The sequence below is a fragment of the Brevibacillus sp. AF8 genome (assembly GCF_021270385.1).
Taxonomy (GTDB): Bacteria; Bacillota; Bacilli; order Brevibacillales; family Brevibacillaceae; genus Brevibacillus.
The window spans coordinates 19131-34422 of the sequence record NZ_JAGQDN010000015.1 but is presented as its reverse complement, the minus strand read 5'-3'; the positions used below and the strand labels follow the sequence as shown (position 1 = coordinate 34422).

The following is a 15292-nucleotide window of genomic DNA, read 5'->3' as shown; positions in this document are numbered from 1 at the left end:
CCTTTCTTAATGAGTCGCATTGATTTAGATGGTTCATGCTCATCCAATTGAAGAATCACTTGGCTATCTTTCCCTTTTTATACACAAACCTCTACGCATACACGCTCCTCATAGGAAAAGCGCTGACTGATGTCCGTGACAACCTCCCAGTCATCCTCCCCGACCCGGATGGAATAAAGCAGTTCTCGCCCCTGAAATTGCACATGAGATACCTTTCCGATAACGCCTTCCATTCCTTGCTGCCACGCTGCGAGCTTCAACTGATCGGGACGAACCGGCAATATTTGCTGAGCGTGAAAGGAAGAAAAGTCGCGGGAAACAGCAATCGGTACCGCTGGCTCTCCTTGCCTCTCCAACAGAAAGGTATTGGGGCAAGCCCAGTTTCCTTTTAAGAAGTTAGCCCGTCCCACAAACTTGGCGACAAAAGGCGATTGGGGCGAATAGTATATATCCTGCGGGCTACCTGCTTGTTCCACCCTGCCTCCTTTCATTACGACGATCTGATCCGCCATAGCCAGTGCCTCTGACTGATCGTGTGTGACGTAGACGATGGAAGTCCCCAGCTCGCGGTGAATAAATTGGATTTCCTTGCGCATTTGCATACGCAGCTCTGCATCGAGACTGCTCAATGGCTCGTCCATCAGAAGCAGCGTAGGGTTAAACACGATGGCCCGCGCCAGAGCAACGCGCTGCTTTTGTCCACCAGAGAGCTGATTGGGAAATCTCTCTTCCATTCCTCCAAGACCGACCATCTCCAGCATTTGTGCCACCCGTACCTTTGGATTATCTTTGTAAGCGGCAGGCACGTGCTTTTGATGTTGCAACGGAAACACGACATTCTCATAGACAGTCAAATGCGGCCAAAGTGCGAATGACTGAAACACCATACCAATCCGCCGCTCCTCTGGCGGCTTTCTTCTTGCCTGGTCCGCTACGCACTCTTGATTGATCCAGATTTCTCCGCTGGTAGGCGATTCAAAACCCGCCAATAGCCTAAGCAGTGTCGTTTTTCCGCAGCCGCTCGGCCCGAGCAAAGCAACGAATTCCCCTTGTCCAATTTGTAGATCCAGATGGTGGAGCACCGTCACATCTCCGAATTTTTTGGAAACGCCCTTCACTCTTGCACTGTTCATCCCTGTATCCTCCGTTGCCAATATCGTTTCCATAAACCGCCCATTGTCAAAGCCAGCAGGATGGCCACTACGATCAACGAAGAAAGGGCCGTGCTATGAGTCGTTGATCCCGCCTGCTCAAAGCTAAAAATAACGACACCGATCGTTTCCGAACCGGATGACCACAGAAGCGATGATATTGTCAATTCAGTAAATGCTGTCAGGAACACTAGAAACAAGCCTGTTGCCATTCCCGGTGCATAGAGCGGGAGCAATATCCGGGACCACCTCGTCCAAAATCGACCACCGTTGATCCGTGCTGCTTCTTCTACTTCCTTGCCCACCTGCATAATGGAGACCGTACTGCTTTTTACTTGCAAGATCAAAAAGCGAGTCACATACGCAATCAAAATGAGCCAAACCGTTCCATATATTCCTGGCTGCCAGCTGGGAATCGGCTCGATCCACGTTAAAATCATCGCCAGACCAAGCACCATACCGGGCAAAGCATACGGCAAAGCGACAGCCCCTTCCATTACTTTTCCCATAAAGGAAGGCCGATGGATGCGCCAGTAAGCGAACCATGTTCCAGCCACCACGCACAAGACGCCAGTCAAGCAGGCCAGCATCAGGCTATTGCCGATGGCCGCTCTCGTTCCAACATGGTCAAACAATACAAACGCAAAATGCTTCCATGTCAGATTTTGCGGAACAAAAGGCAACCCATACGCCTTGATGAAAGCGTTCGCTGCCATGGACAAGAGAGGAAGCACACTCGTCACCAACAAAAAGAGTCCAACAAGAACCTCCACACCCCGTCGATATCTTTCCAAGTGACGGCGAATCGATTTGTCCTCGGCACTGGTCTGGTCCACCCGGCTTTTACGCAAAAAGAGCCACTGTACTCCTGTTCCCGCCAATGCTATCACGCCAAGCAAAATAGACAAGACAGATGCCCTCGCAAAAGCGCTCGGTCCAAATCCGATGACCTCCTCATAAATCAACGTACTCAATAAAGGGATATTTTCCGGGATCCCGAGAAACGCAGGGACACCAAAATTATCGAGTCCGGAAATAAAAGCAAGCAGTCCGCCTCCTGCAATTCCCGGTAAGGCGAGTGGGAGTGTCACCTTGCGAAATACGGTCGTAGCCGTAGCCCCTGAAGAATGAGCCGCCCATTCCAGTTCTTTGGGAATCCGATACAGAACGGACAGCGTGAGCATGTAGACCAACGGATAATGCGTTAGACCCATTACAACAATGATCCCGTCCAAGCCATAGACGTCCCACAGCTCCAAAGGCCCACCATAAAGCCAGCTCGCTGCCCGGTTCAATACCCCTTGCGGACCTGCCAGTTGTGTCCAGGCCAAGGTCATCACGTACGAGGGAATCAGCAATGGCAACAGGGCAAGTACATGAATGGCAGACTTCCAGCGTATGTCTGTATAGGCGCATAACCAAGCCAACGACACGCCAATGACTAACGCGATGAGCGTAGAAGCTCCTGCCGCCGTAACGCTGTGACCGATAGCGTTCCACGTGCGTTCATGTGTGATCACATCCGCAAAGTATCGAAGACCGATCCCTGCTTCTGTTTGCACACTAAGAGCGATCAACTTCCACAACGGATACATAAAAAAGAAGGCGACCGGCACCAGCACGATCCATGTGGCCGCCTTTTCCAACGACAGGGGCACGGCTATTTTTCGCCGTTCCCCCATCTTGCGCTCGGACACTGCTGCTTGCCAGTTACTTTGCACCCATCATCTCTCCAAATTTCTTTTTGTCCGCCTCTCTGTTCGCTTCAAGTTCATCTGTATTCGCAGAAAGCACCTTGATCTGGTCTTGAGCGCGTAGCCCTTCCGGAGCAGCGATGCCTTTTCTGATCGGAGTGTACCCGAGACTGCTTGCAAGCTGCTGTCCTTCTTCCGAGAGCACATAATCGACAAACGCTTTTGCTGCCTCTGCATTTTTCGTTGCTTTCATGATCCCGATTGGTTCGGTTATGACAGGAACACCCTCGTTTGGATAGATGAGCTCGACTGGAGAGCCGTCTTTTTTCGCCCGAGCTACGAGGTAATCCACAACCATCCCATATTCCTTCTCGCCGCCTGCGACGCTTTTCAATACGGCACCATTGCCTTTAGTGACTGTCATCTGGTTTGCTTTGAGTCCAGCTATGTAGTCCCAACCAAAATCAGCCTGCCGAGTAAGTACGCCTATGTTATAGGCTGCTGCTCCAGAGTAGAGTGGACTTGGCATAATCGTTTTGTTCGAGGCTTCCGGACTGGTCAGAACCTTCCAACTGTCCGGAAGAGCGGCAACCTTGCTGCTGTTGACTGCAAGAACGGTTGCCATCACTTTGGTTCCCGTATAGGCGCCCTCTGCATCCTTCCACTCCGCCGGAATGTCCTTAGCCTCGGGCGAAGCATACGGCATGAGCAAATCCTGTTTTTTCAGGCTAGCAAAGGTCGGTGCATCCGCAACCAAAAGCACATCTGCTTTTACCTGCCCAGCTTGTGCCTCCGCCTGCAAGCGACTCATCACTTCCTCTGTACCGGATCGGAACAGCTCTACTTTTACCTCCGGATAATTTTTCGAAAAACCCTCGATCAATGCTTGCGCGTCTGCATCTGGCTGGGAGGTATAAAAGCTCAGCGACCCTGCGATTTTGGCTGGGGCAGGGGCAGACTCAGATGTCGCTTCAGTGTTCGCCGCCGGGGTTGGTGATGTGGAAGAAGGCTGGGAACCGCAGGCTGCCAGTCCGAAGACAGCAACGGCTGCGAATAAAGAAAGGGTCCATTTTGGGCTAAGAACACGTTTCAATTGTTCATTCCTCCTAAAAATCATGAGTGGTTAACAGCTAAGTGCTTTGCTTCGCGCCTTGAAACCATTTGCCGATTTTTGCCTTCATGGCAGTATTCGTCATGTTTAATTGCAAAGGAGTAATAGTGATATAACCGTCGCGAAGCTTGTAATAATCGGACTCCTCGTCCTCAAAGTGAAGCTCACTCAAGTGGTCGGAGAGCCAGTAGCACATATACCCTTGTGGATCGTTCAAGCCCACATATTGATAGCGCAGAACATCCATTGCCAGCGGCGTGACTGCTACTCCTTTTACCATTTCCCTGGACAAATACGGGAGATTGATGTTCAGAACCGTTTCGGGACTGAGCTTGTGTCTGAGCAGGGTTTCAAATATTTCGTAGGCAAGCGGCTCGACGATTGAAAAATTCGGGTTTGGCTTCAGCGTAGCGAGAGATATAGCGATGGAAGGAATCTGGTACATCGCCCCCTCAATCGCTGCTGAGATCGTACCTGAATAAAAGACATCCCGTCCCAGATTCGGTCCACGGTTGATTCCAGATACAATTACATCTGGCTTTTCCTTGAGAATGACCTCAATCGCCATCTTGACGCAGTCAGCCGGTGTGCCATTGACGGCCCATGCTTCCAGCGAGGTTTCAAAAAAGTTTACTTTGTTTGCTTTGACTGGCGATTTCAACGTAATGGCATGGCTGATCGCACTACGTTCTTGATCCGGGCAGACAATGGATACATTGCCAAAGGGCTGAAGTGCCTGTGCCAGACAAAGCACTCCACTTGAAAAAATTCCATCGTCATTGGTTACGAGAATATTCAAAATAATACGGACCTCCTATCCAAATGAAACACAATCCTCTTGCCGTAAATAAACCATGTTTTGCTTAAGCTGAGACAAGCTCCTCGCATCATCGAAGCCTTCTACAACAACGGGTCTCTTTTCTTCAAACAACAACGGCCAAATGCCTGGCAAATCAATCTCTCCTGTTCCTAATGGCACATGCAGCTTGGTTGCCGTAGCGTCGCTCACATGAATTTTATCGATCCCCTCTAGCTCGCTGTAAAATTGCGACAAGGAACAGGAAAGAGGAACATGAGCAATATCAAACGTGGTTGTCGTCGGGTATTCCAATGCCATTCTCAGTTGATTCATATCTTGCGGTGTCACGATCATTTCCTTCGGCAGAGGCTCAATGTGCTCGATAGACAACATACAGTCTTTTTTCCTTGCTTCGTACGCCAGCTCATTCACGCTCTCAATCAGAATCGGCTCATGCCAGCTTCGGTTTCTGGGAGACAGCGTCACTCGTCCCGGATGGATGGTTACACTTTTGGCTCCGATTTCACTTGCTAGCGTCAAGGAACGCTTCACTTCTTCAATGGATTGCTTGCGAATGCCATGATTCAGCGAACACAAATTTAAATCCCAGCTAGCTGCATGCAAGGTCAGCTTCATTCCCGCTCGTTTTGCCGCCTGTTGGATTTCTTTCGGGTCACTTTGGTAACACCAGACGTGCTCCGCCCATACCTCCATACCCGCAAATCCGTATTGACGTGCAATCAAGACAGCCGCCTCTACCGGGTAAGCCCACATCAGTGTTGATGAAACATACAGCATTTCCACCACTCCTTTACCTCTGCCGGGATTGGCACGCTACCGACCGGATATGGGTTGCGTGAGCGATGACCGTGAAAGTCGCTTCCTCCCGAACGGATGAGATGATGGGCTTTGGCTTGTCTCTCCCAAAAAGCCATCTTTGCTGCAGAATGTCTCGGATAATATACCTCAATGCCGTCGATTCCGTATTCAAGCAACGCATCAAGCTGAACCTCAAAAGGGTAGATGCCAGGATGAGCCAGTACAGCAATTCCGCCCGCTTCATGGGTAATTTCAATTGCTTCCCGTGCAGAAAAGATAGGACGGGGCACGTAAGCGGCACACCCTTTGCGCAAATACGTCTCAAAGGCAGACTGGGGAGTTGAGCAGTAGCCCCGGTCGGCAATGACCTCGGCAACATGCGTGCGAACCATCACTCCGCCGTTCGCCCGTGCCATGCACTCTTCCATAGAAATGGACAGCCCCTGTCGATTGCAGCCCACAACTATCTCATTGATCCACTCGATACGCTCCCGTTGCCGTCTTTCCATGACATGAAGCAAACGAGCATCGGATATATCTAAGCCGTACCCCAAAATATGTAGTTCGTCCTCCGATCCGTCTGTATTCCACTCAATTCCCGGTATAAGCTGTATGCCGAGCTGTTCGGCATCCTCACGGGCAAGCAGATAACCATCCACGGTATCATGGTCGGTAATAGCTAAATAATTCACACCACGCTCTTTGGCCTCTATGAGTAATTCCCGAGGTGACAGCTTTCCGTCAGAAGCAGTCGTGTGCATATGCAAATCCAGCATGACCATTCCTCCTGTTTCACTATCAGACATTGCTGTGTTCTCTGTTTGATTTCATTCTAAATCCCCTTTTTTAAGGCCATATAAAGCACCTAACAAGGTTTGATAAAAGTAAAATCAGGTGTTCATGCGATTTTGTTTCGTTCATCCGTTGAAATATGTACGTTTGATTAACGATTTACGAATTCTTTACAAAAAAGAAAAAAGCTCTCGCCTCAATCAGGCAGGAGCTTTTGGATAGGCACGATGATTAAACGACGTCGTAGCCTTGGTCTTCGATTGCTTCTTTTACTGTATCCAGAGTCAAGTTACTCTCGTTATAGGAAACCTCAACCTTTTTTTCAGCCAGGTTTACTTTGCCTTCTGCACCCAGATCTTTCAATGTGTTCTCAATGCGCGCTACGCATTTGTTGCAAGACATACCTTCTACGTTCAATGTGATATTTGTCATGATCAATCTCTCCTTGCATTTTATGTTGTATAGGTAAGGCGGACGAAGCCGCTTGTTACTGTTGTTACAGCTTCACTCGTTGTAGTCTCAGAGCGTTGAGTACGACGGATACGGAGCTGAAGGCCATTGCGGCACCGGCAAGCCATGGAGCAAGTAAGCCGATTGCGGCAATTGGAATGCCCAAGGTGTTGTAGGCCAATGCCCAGAACAGGTTTTGCTTGATGTTGCGGATGGTGAGCTTACTCATCTCGATGGCGTCTGCGACACTAGTCAGTTCGCCGCGCATCAGGGTAATATCGGCTGCTTCCATAGCCACATCTGTACCTGTGCCGATTGCCATACCGACGTCAGCGGTAGCGAGTGCAGGAGCATCGTTGATACCATCGCCGACCATCGCGACTTTTTTGCCTTGTTCTTGCAGTTTTTTCACTTCTGCGGCTTTGCCTTCAGGCAGGACTTCTGCGATGACGTGATCGATTCCTGCTTCGCGGGCAATGGCCTCGGCAGTTTGACGGTTGTCACCAGTCATCATAATCACAGTCAATCCCATTGCTTTCATGCGTTGAACAGCTTGCTTGGAGGTTGGTTTGATCGTATCCGCTACGGCAATCAGGCCAGCGAGCTTGCCTTCGACGACTGCGAGCATCGCCGTTTTACCGGAGCGCTCCAGTGCCAGCATGGTATCAGACACTGCATGGTACGAGATTTGATGTTTTTCCAGCAAGCGGCGGGTACCGACGAGTACTTCTTTGCCAGCGACGGTTGCCCGGATACCAAAACCAGGAATAGCTTCAAATGAACCTGTATCCGACAGAGTGATTCCTTTATCCGCAATACCACGAACGATAGCTTGAGCCAATGGGTGCTCAGAGTTTTTCTCAGCGGCACCAACCAAAGAGAGCAGCTCTTGCTCTTCGATATCAATGGCGATGACGTCTGTCAGTTCTGGCTCGCCTTTGGTTACGGTTCCTGTTTTATCGAGGACGATCGTATCCAGGTGGTGAGCCGTCTCCAGATGCTCCCCGCCTTTGAACAGGATGCCCAGCTCAGCTGCGCGTCCAGAGCCCGCCATGATCGAGGTCGGTGTTGCCAAACCGAGGGCGCATGGGCAAGCGATTACGAGTACGGCAATTGCTTTTTCCAAAGCCTCACCGAAGTTGCCAGGTATAACGAAGAAGTACCAGATCAAGAAAGTAAGAATAGCAATCCCTACTACGATTGGGACAAAAATCCCGGAGATGCTGTCAGCTACACGCTGAATCGGTGCTTTTGTTCCTTGTGCTTCTTCCACTACTTTAATGATTTGCGCCAGTGCCGTTTCTTTTCCTACTTTGGTTGCCTGGACCTTCAAGAAACCGTTTTTGTTCAAGGTAGCGCCGATGACGGTATCGCCTGCGGCTTTATCCACCGGAATACTTTCACCAGTCAGCATGGACTCATCAACTGCGGACTGTCCTTCCATGACGATGCCATCTACAGGTACTTTGTCGCCCGGCTTCACGTGAACGACGTCGCCCAGTCTTACTTCTTCTACAGGAATGGTCATTTCGGCGCCATCCCGTACGACTACGGCTGTTTTTGCTTGCAAGCCCATCAGCTTGCGGATCGCTTCCGAAGAGCGCCCCTTTGCTTTCATCTCAAACAGTTTACCCAAAACGATCAACGTGATCAGTACCGCACTGGTCTCAAAGTACAGCTCCAGCATGTGGCCACCATGAGCACCGATGGAGTTGATCGCGACCCATAAACTGTAGAAATAAGCAGCCGAGGTACCGAGAGCCACCAGCACATCCATGTTGGCACTCTTGTTGCGAAGGGCTTTGAAAGCTCCCACGTAAAACTGTGCTCCGATGATGAATTGTACGGGTGTTGCCAATGCGAGCTGTACCCACGGATTCATCAAGATTTCAGGCAGCCAGATAAATGAGGTGAAGGAAAAGTGGCTCACCATCGACCAGAGCAGCGGGAGCGAAAGAATCGCGGAAATCCAGAACTTGCGGGTCTGCCGTTTGATTTCTTCCTGGCGACGATCTACTTTCTCTTCTTCTTTTCCTTCTTCCTTGCGAGTGGCCTGATACCCTAGCTTTTCTACCTTTTGAATAATGTCCGTCACACTTACCTGTGAGGAATCGTACTCAACAGTGGCGGTTTCCATCGCCAGGTTCACGTTTGCCTTCAGAACCCCGGCTGTTTTGTTCAAGCCTTTTTCGATCCGTGTGGAGCAAGCCGCACATGTCATTCCCGAGATGTTTAGCTCCACCTTGTCAGTGACGACGCCATAGCCGAGCGATTCGATTTTGGAGCGGATGTCCTCGATGTTCGTTTTCGTTGGATCGAACACGACTGTGGATTTTTCCAAAGCCAGATTGACGTTGGCGGTCTCCACTCCCTCCATTTTTCCCAAGCCCTTTTCGATGCGCAGTGCACAAGCTGCGCAAGTCATCCCTGAAATTGCGACTGTTGCCTCTGCTGTTTTGGCACTCATTATAATCCCTCCGAATACCCTAGCGGGGTATATTTTATCGTATCGTTTCCCTAACGTTGTTTCCTGATCACACCTTTACTATACAATACCCCCTCAGGGTATATCAAGTGCTTTTTTCATTTTTTTTCTAAATGGGCGTTACGTGCTGAAAATACCGGGAGAAATGAAGGATGTGACTAACAACTAATCACTTACGTATTTATTGAGAGTTAAATCATTCAGAAACAATTGCTTTAAGGAGATTGAAATGATGGAAACGAAATCACGGAAAGTCATCTTAGTTGGCACCATCTGCTATACGATTTTAATTTTATTTTTTATGTTCTTTGCGTTTAACAGGCTCGACGGTGCAACTAGTGTAGAAGGATATACCTTTATCCTTGTCCCAGAAGGAGTACCACTTAAATTTCCGGAACTAACTTATTCCTGGATTGTTGATTTCGGAAACGTTGCTGCTTTTATCCCTTTTGGAATATTATTTCCCCTGTTGTATCGTGTCAGATTTGGGAAGTTCATATCCTTGTTTGTCATAGCGATTCTCGTTTTAGAAACGATTCAGGCTTTAACGTATCTTGGCAGCTTTGATATCAATGATGTGATATCCAATACATTAGGTGCAGCCATTGGCTATGTTGCCTATCGAGTAGGATTTTCTTCAAATATTTCTTATAAAAAGCTCATTGCTTCGGCTCTAACGATTGTTGTACTTATATTTGGAGTCATGGTAGTCTCTGAAATCCTCAAAAAAAGAGAAGGCCCTGTCCAATCATTAACGGTTATGAAAGAAATGACAGGAACTACACCTATGACGGAGAACCTCCCAAGCTTCACCGTAGCAGGTGAGCGAATAGAACCGAAAATGAACGTGTATAGCAGTGAAGGTGAACCAACCAAAACATACACCTATATTCTGGGGAACAAAGAAAATGTCTGGCTTTCTTTCTATTTCGGCATTCCCGACAACGGAGACTCAACGGGTGAAGCCAAAATCATCGTAGATGGACAAGAAATATCTCAGTTAAACGAACAATCCTATCAAGAGGCAGAGGCTTTAAGGGAGTTGCCTTTTAACGAGGTAAACGAAATTACCATTATCGTTTCCGGAAACGCTAAGATGTGGGATGTTGGAGTCCGTGGAATGCAGCATTGGTGGGAGTGAGTAAAATAAACGAAACGAGCCCTAGAAGCGATTCTAGCGGCTCGTTTTTCTTTGACTATTTTGTTGTTCAATCTCTCTTATTTACCGTGATTCGCTTCTTTCTGATAAGCTACCGCGATTTTTGCAGCTACTTCAGCATTGTGTTTCACCAGCGCGATGTTTGTTGCCAAGCTCTTGCCTTCTGTCAGCTTTTTCACTTTATCGAGCATGAATGGCGTTACCTGTTTACCTGCAATGTTGTTTTCTTTTGCTTCTGCAAGTGCTTTTTGGATCACAGCCTCGATTTCCTGGTGGTTGAGTGCATCGGATTCTGGTACTGGGTTTGCGATAATCATACCGCCTTTGAGTCCCAGATCCCATTTGGTATTCATCATCTTACCGACTTCTTCTGGTGTATCGATACGCATGTCTACACCAAATCCGCTTTCGCGAGCGAAGAAGGATGGGAATTCATCCGTACGGTAGCCCACAACTGGTACACCTTGTGTTTCCAAATATTCGAGTGTGCGGCCGATATCGAGGATCGATTTCGCACCCGCGCATACTACAGCTACATCTGTTTGAGCCAACTCAGTCAGGTCAGCAGATACGTCCCAAGTGATTTCGCCTTCACGGTGTACCCCGCCGATACCACCAGTTGCAAACATGTGGATGCCAGCCATCTCAGCTGCGATCATGGTAGCGGCTACTGTAGTCGCACCGATTTTACCGCTAGCCAAAATGTAAGCGAAGTCCCGGCGACTTACTTTTGCTACGTTTTTATTCGTTGCAAACTCCTCCAGCTCGCTGTCAGACAAACCGATTTTGATTTTGCCGTCCATGATCCCGATCGTAGCTGGTACAGCACCGTTGTCGCGAATGATTTGCTCTACTTCTTTTGCCATTTCGATGTTTTGCGGATATGGCATACCGTGCGAAATAATCGTCGTCTCCAGTGCAACTACCGGCAGGTTGTTCTCCAATGCGTGGCGTACTTCCTCAGTAAAGGTCAAATATTGTTTCATCTCTTATCGCTCCTTTTCGAATTGTTCTACGGCCATTTCCAATTGTTCTGCTTTTAATAGAGGAGATACGGACTGCTCTGTTTGCAATGTCAGAGCGGATGCTGCCAATCCAAGACGGCACGCTCTCTGGAAAGACTCTCCGTTTACAATGCCATACAGTAGTCCCGACGCGAACGCATCTCCCGCACCCGTTACATCTACTACTTCTGTTGGATATGGAAGCATATGCTCCTCAACGTCCTCGGATTGATAGTAAATGCCTTCTTCGCCCAAGGTCACAATGACGTGCTTGACGCCTCGTTCCCTGATCTTGCGGCAAGCCTCGGCGCATTCTTCGATCGTCGTGATCTTCATGCCAGCCATCAGCTCGGCTTCTTCGCGATTCGGCAAAATCGCTTCTACTCCGTCCAATTGCTGTGGGAGCTTCTTTGCTTTAATGGATGAGACCGGGTCAACGAAGAGCAGGATGTTTTCCTCCCGGCAGCGTTCGATGATGTAGGCCAAGCAGTCCGCCGGAATGTTTGTATCGATGAAAACCACGTGGGCTGCTGCAATATGCGACCATTTCTCCGCAAACATCTCCGGTGTGAGAGCATCGTAAATATCCATGTTCGCCAGGGAAACAACCATCTCGCCATCAATATCGAGAAGCGCCGTATACGTTCCCGTCCGCTGTGTAGGAAGTCTCCACACCTGGCTGATGTGCACCCCGTGCTTTTTCGTCTCCTGCAAGAGCCATTCGCCTTCTTTGTCCTCACCAACGCTCGTAATGAGGGACGTATTGCAGCCAAGACGACCGAGGTTCTCCGCGATATTCCGTGCCACCCCTCCACACGATTCCATAATCGTTACGGGATTGGATGAATGTAGACGCACCTGTTGCTTGCCGCGTGCTTTGCGGTCCAGGTTGGCCCCACCGATACAAGCAATCATTCCTTCATCACGAAGTACATAAGCCCGTCCCTTGATTTCCCCGCGTTTGGTCAACTGTGCGATGTAGCCAGCTACCGCTGAACGTGAGATTCCAATCAGATCAGCCAGCTCCTGCTGCGTGATAAAAGGATTTTGCCGGATATGATGAAGGATCTGCATGTCTTTTTCCACGGTCATCCTCCTTTCTTTTGTTACGCTTTCACAGCTCGTTTACAAACAAAAGTTTATCACTAAGACAACTGTTTGTACAGGCGTGTTTTTCATTTTATTTTTATCTTAATTTGACAAACAGGAACACGATCATGTAGGATTATCTTAAATTAAAGATATCGAAATTTCGATGTAAAGGAGGGTCCATTATGTCTGACAAACCACTTCGAAATGATCCCCTCGATCTTTTTGTCGTTTTATCAAGGTCATACAACTGGGTTACCGCTCACTCCAATCGTCACATTCGCGAGCATGGACTTAATCCAACTGAATTCGGCGTACTAGAGGTATTATTTCATAAAGGTCCTCAACCATTGCAGCAAATTGGCGAAAAAATATTGATCTCCAGCGGAAACATCACATACGTTGTGGACAAACTCGAAAAGAAGCAACTGCTCATTCGCAAGCCCTGTTCAGCAGACCGCCGCGTCATTTTTGCGGAACTCACTGAAAAAGGGCATCAATTTTTGTCTGAAATCTTCCCTCCTCATCAACTCGCTATTGAGAAAGCGATGGAAGGTCTCACACCAGAAGAACAACGTCAAGCAATCGAACTGCTAAAAAAATTGGGCCGCACTGCTCAAGCTACTTATTAGATGAGCAGCCCCTCTCTTCACCACAATCGTTTTAAAAAAGTGTTGACAAAAGATCTGATACGTAATAATCTTAAAATCAAGATTTACACATTAAAAGTTAGCGACTTACTAAACGGAAGGGGAATGAAATTTTCATGAGTAAAGTACTTTTTATTAAAGCAAACGATCGCCCAGTTGAGCAGGCTACAAGTGTAAAGCTGTACGAAGCTTTCACGAAAGCATACAAAGAAACACACCCAAACGACGAAATCGTTGAGTTGGATCTGTTTGCTGAAAACCTCCCTTATTACGGTAACGACATGCTGACTGCTATGTGGAAAGCAGGAAACGGCATCGAGCTGTCTGCTGATGAGCAAAAACGTGCTGACTTGGTTAACAAATACCTGAACCAGTTTACAGCAGCAGACAAAATCGTATTTGCTTTCCCAATGTGGAACTTCACTGTTCCTGCTGTTCTGCACTCGTACATGGATTACCTCTCCCAAGCAGGTAAAACATTCAAGTACACAGCTGAAGGTCCAGTTGGTCTGATGGGCGACAAAAAAGTAGCTCTGTTGAGCGCACGCGGTGGCGTTTATTCCGAAGGGCCTATGGCTCAGATGGAAATGGCAAACAAATACGTTCGCACGATCCTCGGCTTCTGGGGCGTTAGCAATGTAACCGAAGTGATCGTAGAAGGTCACAACCAATTCCAAGACAAAGCAGCTGAGCTCGTTGCAGCTGGTGTAGAAAAAGCAGTAAAACTGGCGGAATCCTTCTAAGGCCCGCCAGCCTTTTTGGACAAATATCTTAAAATAAAGATATACTAATTAAAAGTAATTAAGGAGAGATGAAAAGTGTTGGATACTGGATTGTTGTTGATTCGTTTGGTCATTGGTTTGACGTTTGCAGGTCATGGTGCACAGAAGCTGTTTGGCTGGTTTGGCGGTTATGGTTTGAAAGGAACAGGCGGCTGGCTGGAGTCTATCGGAGTGAAACCTGGCGTAGCAATGGCTTTTGTCGCTGGATTGTCTGAACTCGTTGGCGGTCTCATGTTTGCCACAGGCGTAGGTATCTGGCCAAGTGCTATTCTGCTTGCTTTCACAATGCTGGTTGCCATTCTGAAGGTACACGGTCAAAATGGATATTGGGTCACACAAAACGGATTCGAATACAACCTGACATTAATCGCAGTCGTTATTGGGGTAGCGTTGATCGGTCCAGGCGCATACATTTTGTTTTAATGGCAACTCCTCACACCCCGTAAGCCAGCAATCGTACTAAGGGAGGAACATCAGATGGAAATCCGCGTCTACACACAGAACGAGCAAGCAAAAGGACATTTTGGCGACGGTGAAATCGTAGAGAATAAACCAATTGGCTTCCCTCATGAAGGCTCCGTTGTCAAACGGGTAGGACCGCTTTTTTACTGGGCATGGGCAAAATCGCTGAAGACATTTGAAATTCCGCTGCATCCTCACTCCGGCTTTGAAATTTTGTCGTATGTCCTCACAGGGACAGTCGGACATCGGGACACGCTCGGAAATCTTCAAGAGGTGTCGACAGGCGGCGCGCAGATCATGCAAACCGGTTCAGGCGCGTACCATGCAGAAGAGCTCGGCAAGGATACAGAAATGTTTCAAATCTGGTTTGAACCGCATCTTGCGCAGACAACGAAGCAACCGCCTACTTACAATCAGTATGATCATGAGGAGTTTCCGTCTGAGGATGTCGATGGTGTCCAAGTAAAACACATCATCGGATCGTCTGCTCCCATTCAGTTGGTCACGGATTCCTTGATGAGCGATATCACGATTCCCGCTGGAAAGTCGTATGAAAAAGAACTCCCGGCTGGTTATGCTCACGCAGTCGTCATAGTGGAAGGGAACGGAAGCGTTGCAGAGAAAGCAACTGTCAGCGAGAACCACACCCCGGCAACCAAAGGTGACTTTGTCGTTCTCTCCTCCGCGGAAAGCAGCACAGCCATCTACACAGCCTCAACGGATGCTCCACTCCGCCTGGTGTTGATTCAAATACCAACTGAGGTTGATTATCCACTCTATCGTAAATAATCTACTCTTCTAAACGTCCTTATCCTATCATCAAGCCCGACCGTCACATTTTTGTG

At 48.4% G+C, this 15292-nt stretch carries 15 protein-coding genes; 5 read left to right on the top strand and 10 right to left on the bottom strand.

Annotated features, from left to right (window positions below; all coding sequences use genetic code 11):
- Positions 1-77 precede the first annotated feature (77 nt).
- From KB186_RS18710 to KB186_RS18675, 8 genes are all read right to left on the bottom strand, one after another.
- Positions 78-1133, bottom strand: a complete 1056-nt coding sequence (locus KB186_RS18710) for an ABC transporter ATP-binding protein (protein WP_221866686.1) — start codon at positions 1131-1133, stop codon at positions 78-80.
- The gene (locus KB186_RS18705; protein WP_229087899.1) at positions 1130-2872 is read right to left on the bottom strand and encodes an ABC transporter permease; all 1743 of its coding nucleotides are present in this window, start codon (positions 2870-2872) and stop codon (positions 1130-1132) included. Before KB186_RS18705 ends, KB186_RS18710 begins: the two co-directional genes overlap by 4 nt.
- Complete coding sequence (locus KB186_RS18700; protein WP_229087898.1) at positions 2862-3938, bottom strand: ABC transporter substrate-binding protein; 1077 nt, start codon at positions 3936-3938, stop codon at positions 2862-2864. The genes KB186_RS18705 and KB186_RS18700 overlap by 11 nt, the downstream gene beginning before the upstream one ends.
- Positions 3939-3975: 37 nt before the next feature.
- On the bottom strand, positions 3976-4755 hold the full coding sequence (gene surE, locus KB186_RS18695; protein WP_137031257.1) for a 5'/3'-nucleotidase SurE: 780 nt from the start codon (positions 4753-4755) through the stop codon (positions 3976-3978).
- A 15-nt stretch (positions 4756-4770) separates the two neighbouring features.
- Positions 4771-5553 (bottom strand): sugar phosphate isomerase/epimerase family protein, encoded by a 783-nt coding sequence (locus tag KB186_RS18690; RefSeq protein ID WP_221866687.1) that lies wholly within the window; start codon positions 5551-5553, stop codon positions 4771-4773.
- The gene (locus KB186_RS18685; protein ID WP_232774147.1) at positions 5529-6350 is read right to left on the bottom strand and encodes a PHP domain-containing protein; all 822 of its coding nucleotides are present in this window, start codon (positions 6348-6350) and stop codon (positions 5529-5531) included. Before KB186_RS18685 ends, KB186_RS18690 begins: the two co-directional genes overlap by 25 nt.
- Positions 6351-6597: 247 nt before the next feature.
- A complete protein-coding gene (locus KB186_RS18680; RefSeq protein WP_173611821.1) occupies positions 6598-6798 on the bottom strand; it encodes a cation transporter in 201 nt (66 codons plus the stop codon).
- A 64-nt stretch (positions 6799-6862) separates the two neighbouring features.
- A complete protein-coding gene (locus tag KB186_RS18675; protein WP_232774146.1) occupies positions 6863-9283 on the bottom strand; it encodes a heavy metal translocating P-type ATPase in 2421 nt (806 codons plus the stop codon).
- 247 nt (positions 9284-9530) lie between these two features.
- On the opposite strand from KB186_RS18675, the gene KB186_RS18670 reads away from it, so the two are divergent.
- Complete coding sequence (locus tag KB186_RS18670) at positions 9531-10442, top strand: VanZ family protein (RefSeq protein WP_232774145.1); 912 nt, start codon at positions 9531-9533, stop codon at positions 10440-10442.
- Positions 10443-10519: 77 nt separating this feature from the next.
- Here KB186_RS18670 and KB186_RS18665 read toward each other — a convergent pair whose 3' ends face one another.
- Together KB186_RS18665 and KB186_RS18660 are read right to left on the bottom strand one after the other, a co-directional pair.
- Positions 10520-11446 (bottom strand): pseudouridine-5'-phosphate glycosidase, encoded by a 927-nt coding sequence (locus KB186_RS18665; protein ID WP_232774144.1) that lies wholly within the window; start codon positions 11444-11446, stop codon positions 10520-10522.
- Between the two features lie 3 nt (positions 11447-11449).
- Positions 11450-12550: a carbohydrate kinase gene (locus KB186_RS18660; protein ID WP_173611818.1), complete on the bottom strand. Its 1101-nt coding sequence runs from the start codon at positions 12548-12550 to the stop codon at positions 11450-11452.
- 188 nt (positions 12551-12738) lie between these two features.
- Between KB186_RS18660 and KB186_RS18655 the strand changes: the two genes are divergently transcribed.
- The 4 genes from KB186_RS18655 (at position 12739) to KB186_RS18640 (ending at position 15236) form a co-directional block, all read left to right on the top strand.
- Entirely contained in the window at positions 12739-13185 is a 447-nt protein-coding gene (locus KB186_RS18655; RefSeq protein WP_012684120.1) for a MarR family winged helix-turn-helix transcriptional regulator, read from the top strand.
- Between the two features lie 134 nt (positions 13186-13319).
- Positions 13320-13946, top strand: coding sequence for an FMN-dependent NADH-azoreductase (locus KB186_RS18650; protein WP_173606188.1), 627 nt, complete (start codon positions 13320-13322; stop codon positions 13944-13946).
- 75 nt (positions 13947-14021) lie between these two features.
- Positions 14022-14408 (top strand): DoxX family protein, encoded by a 387-nt coding sequence (locus KB186_RS18645; RefSeq protein ID WP_232774143.1) that lies wholly within the window; start codon positions 14022-14024, stop codon positions 14406-14408.
- Positions 14409-14462: 54 nt separating this feature from the next.
- Positions 14463-15236: a pirin family protein gene (locus KB186_RS18640; RefSeq protein WP_232774142.1), complete on the top strand. Its 774-nt coding sequence runs from the start codon at positions 14463-14465 to the stop codon at positions 15234-15236.
- The last annotated feature ends 56 nt before the right edge of the window (positions 15237-15292 follow it).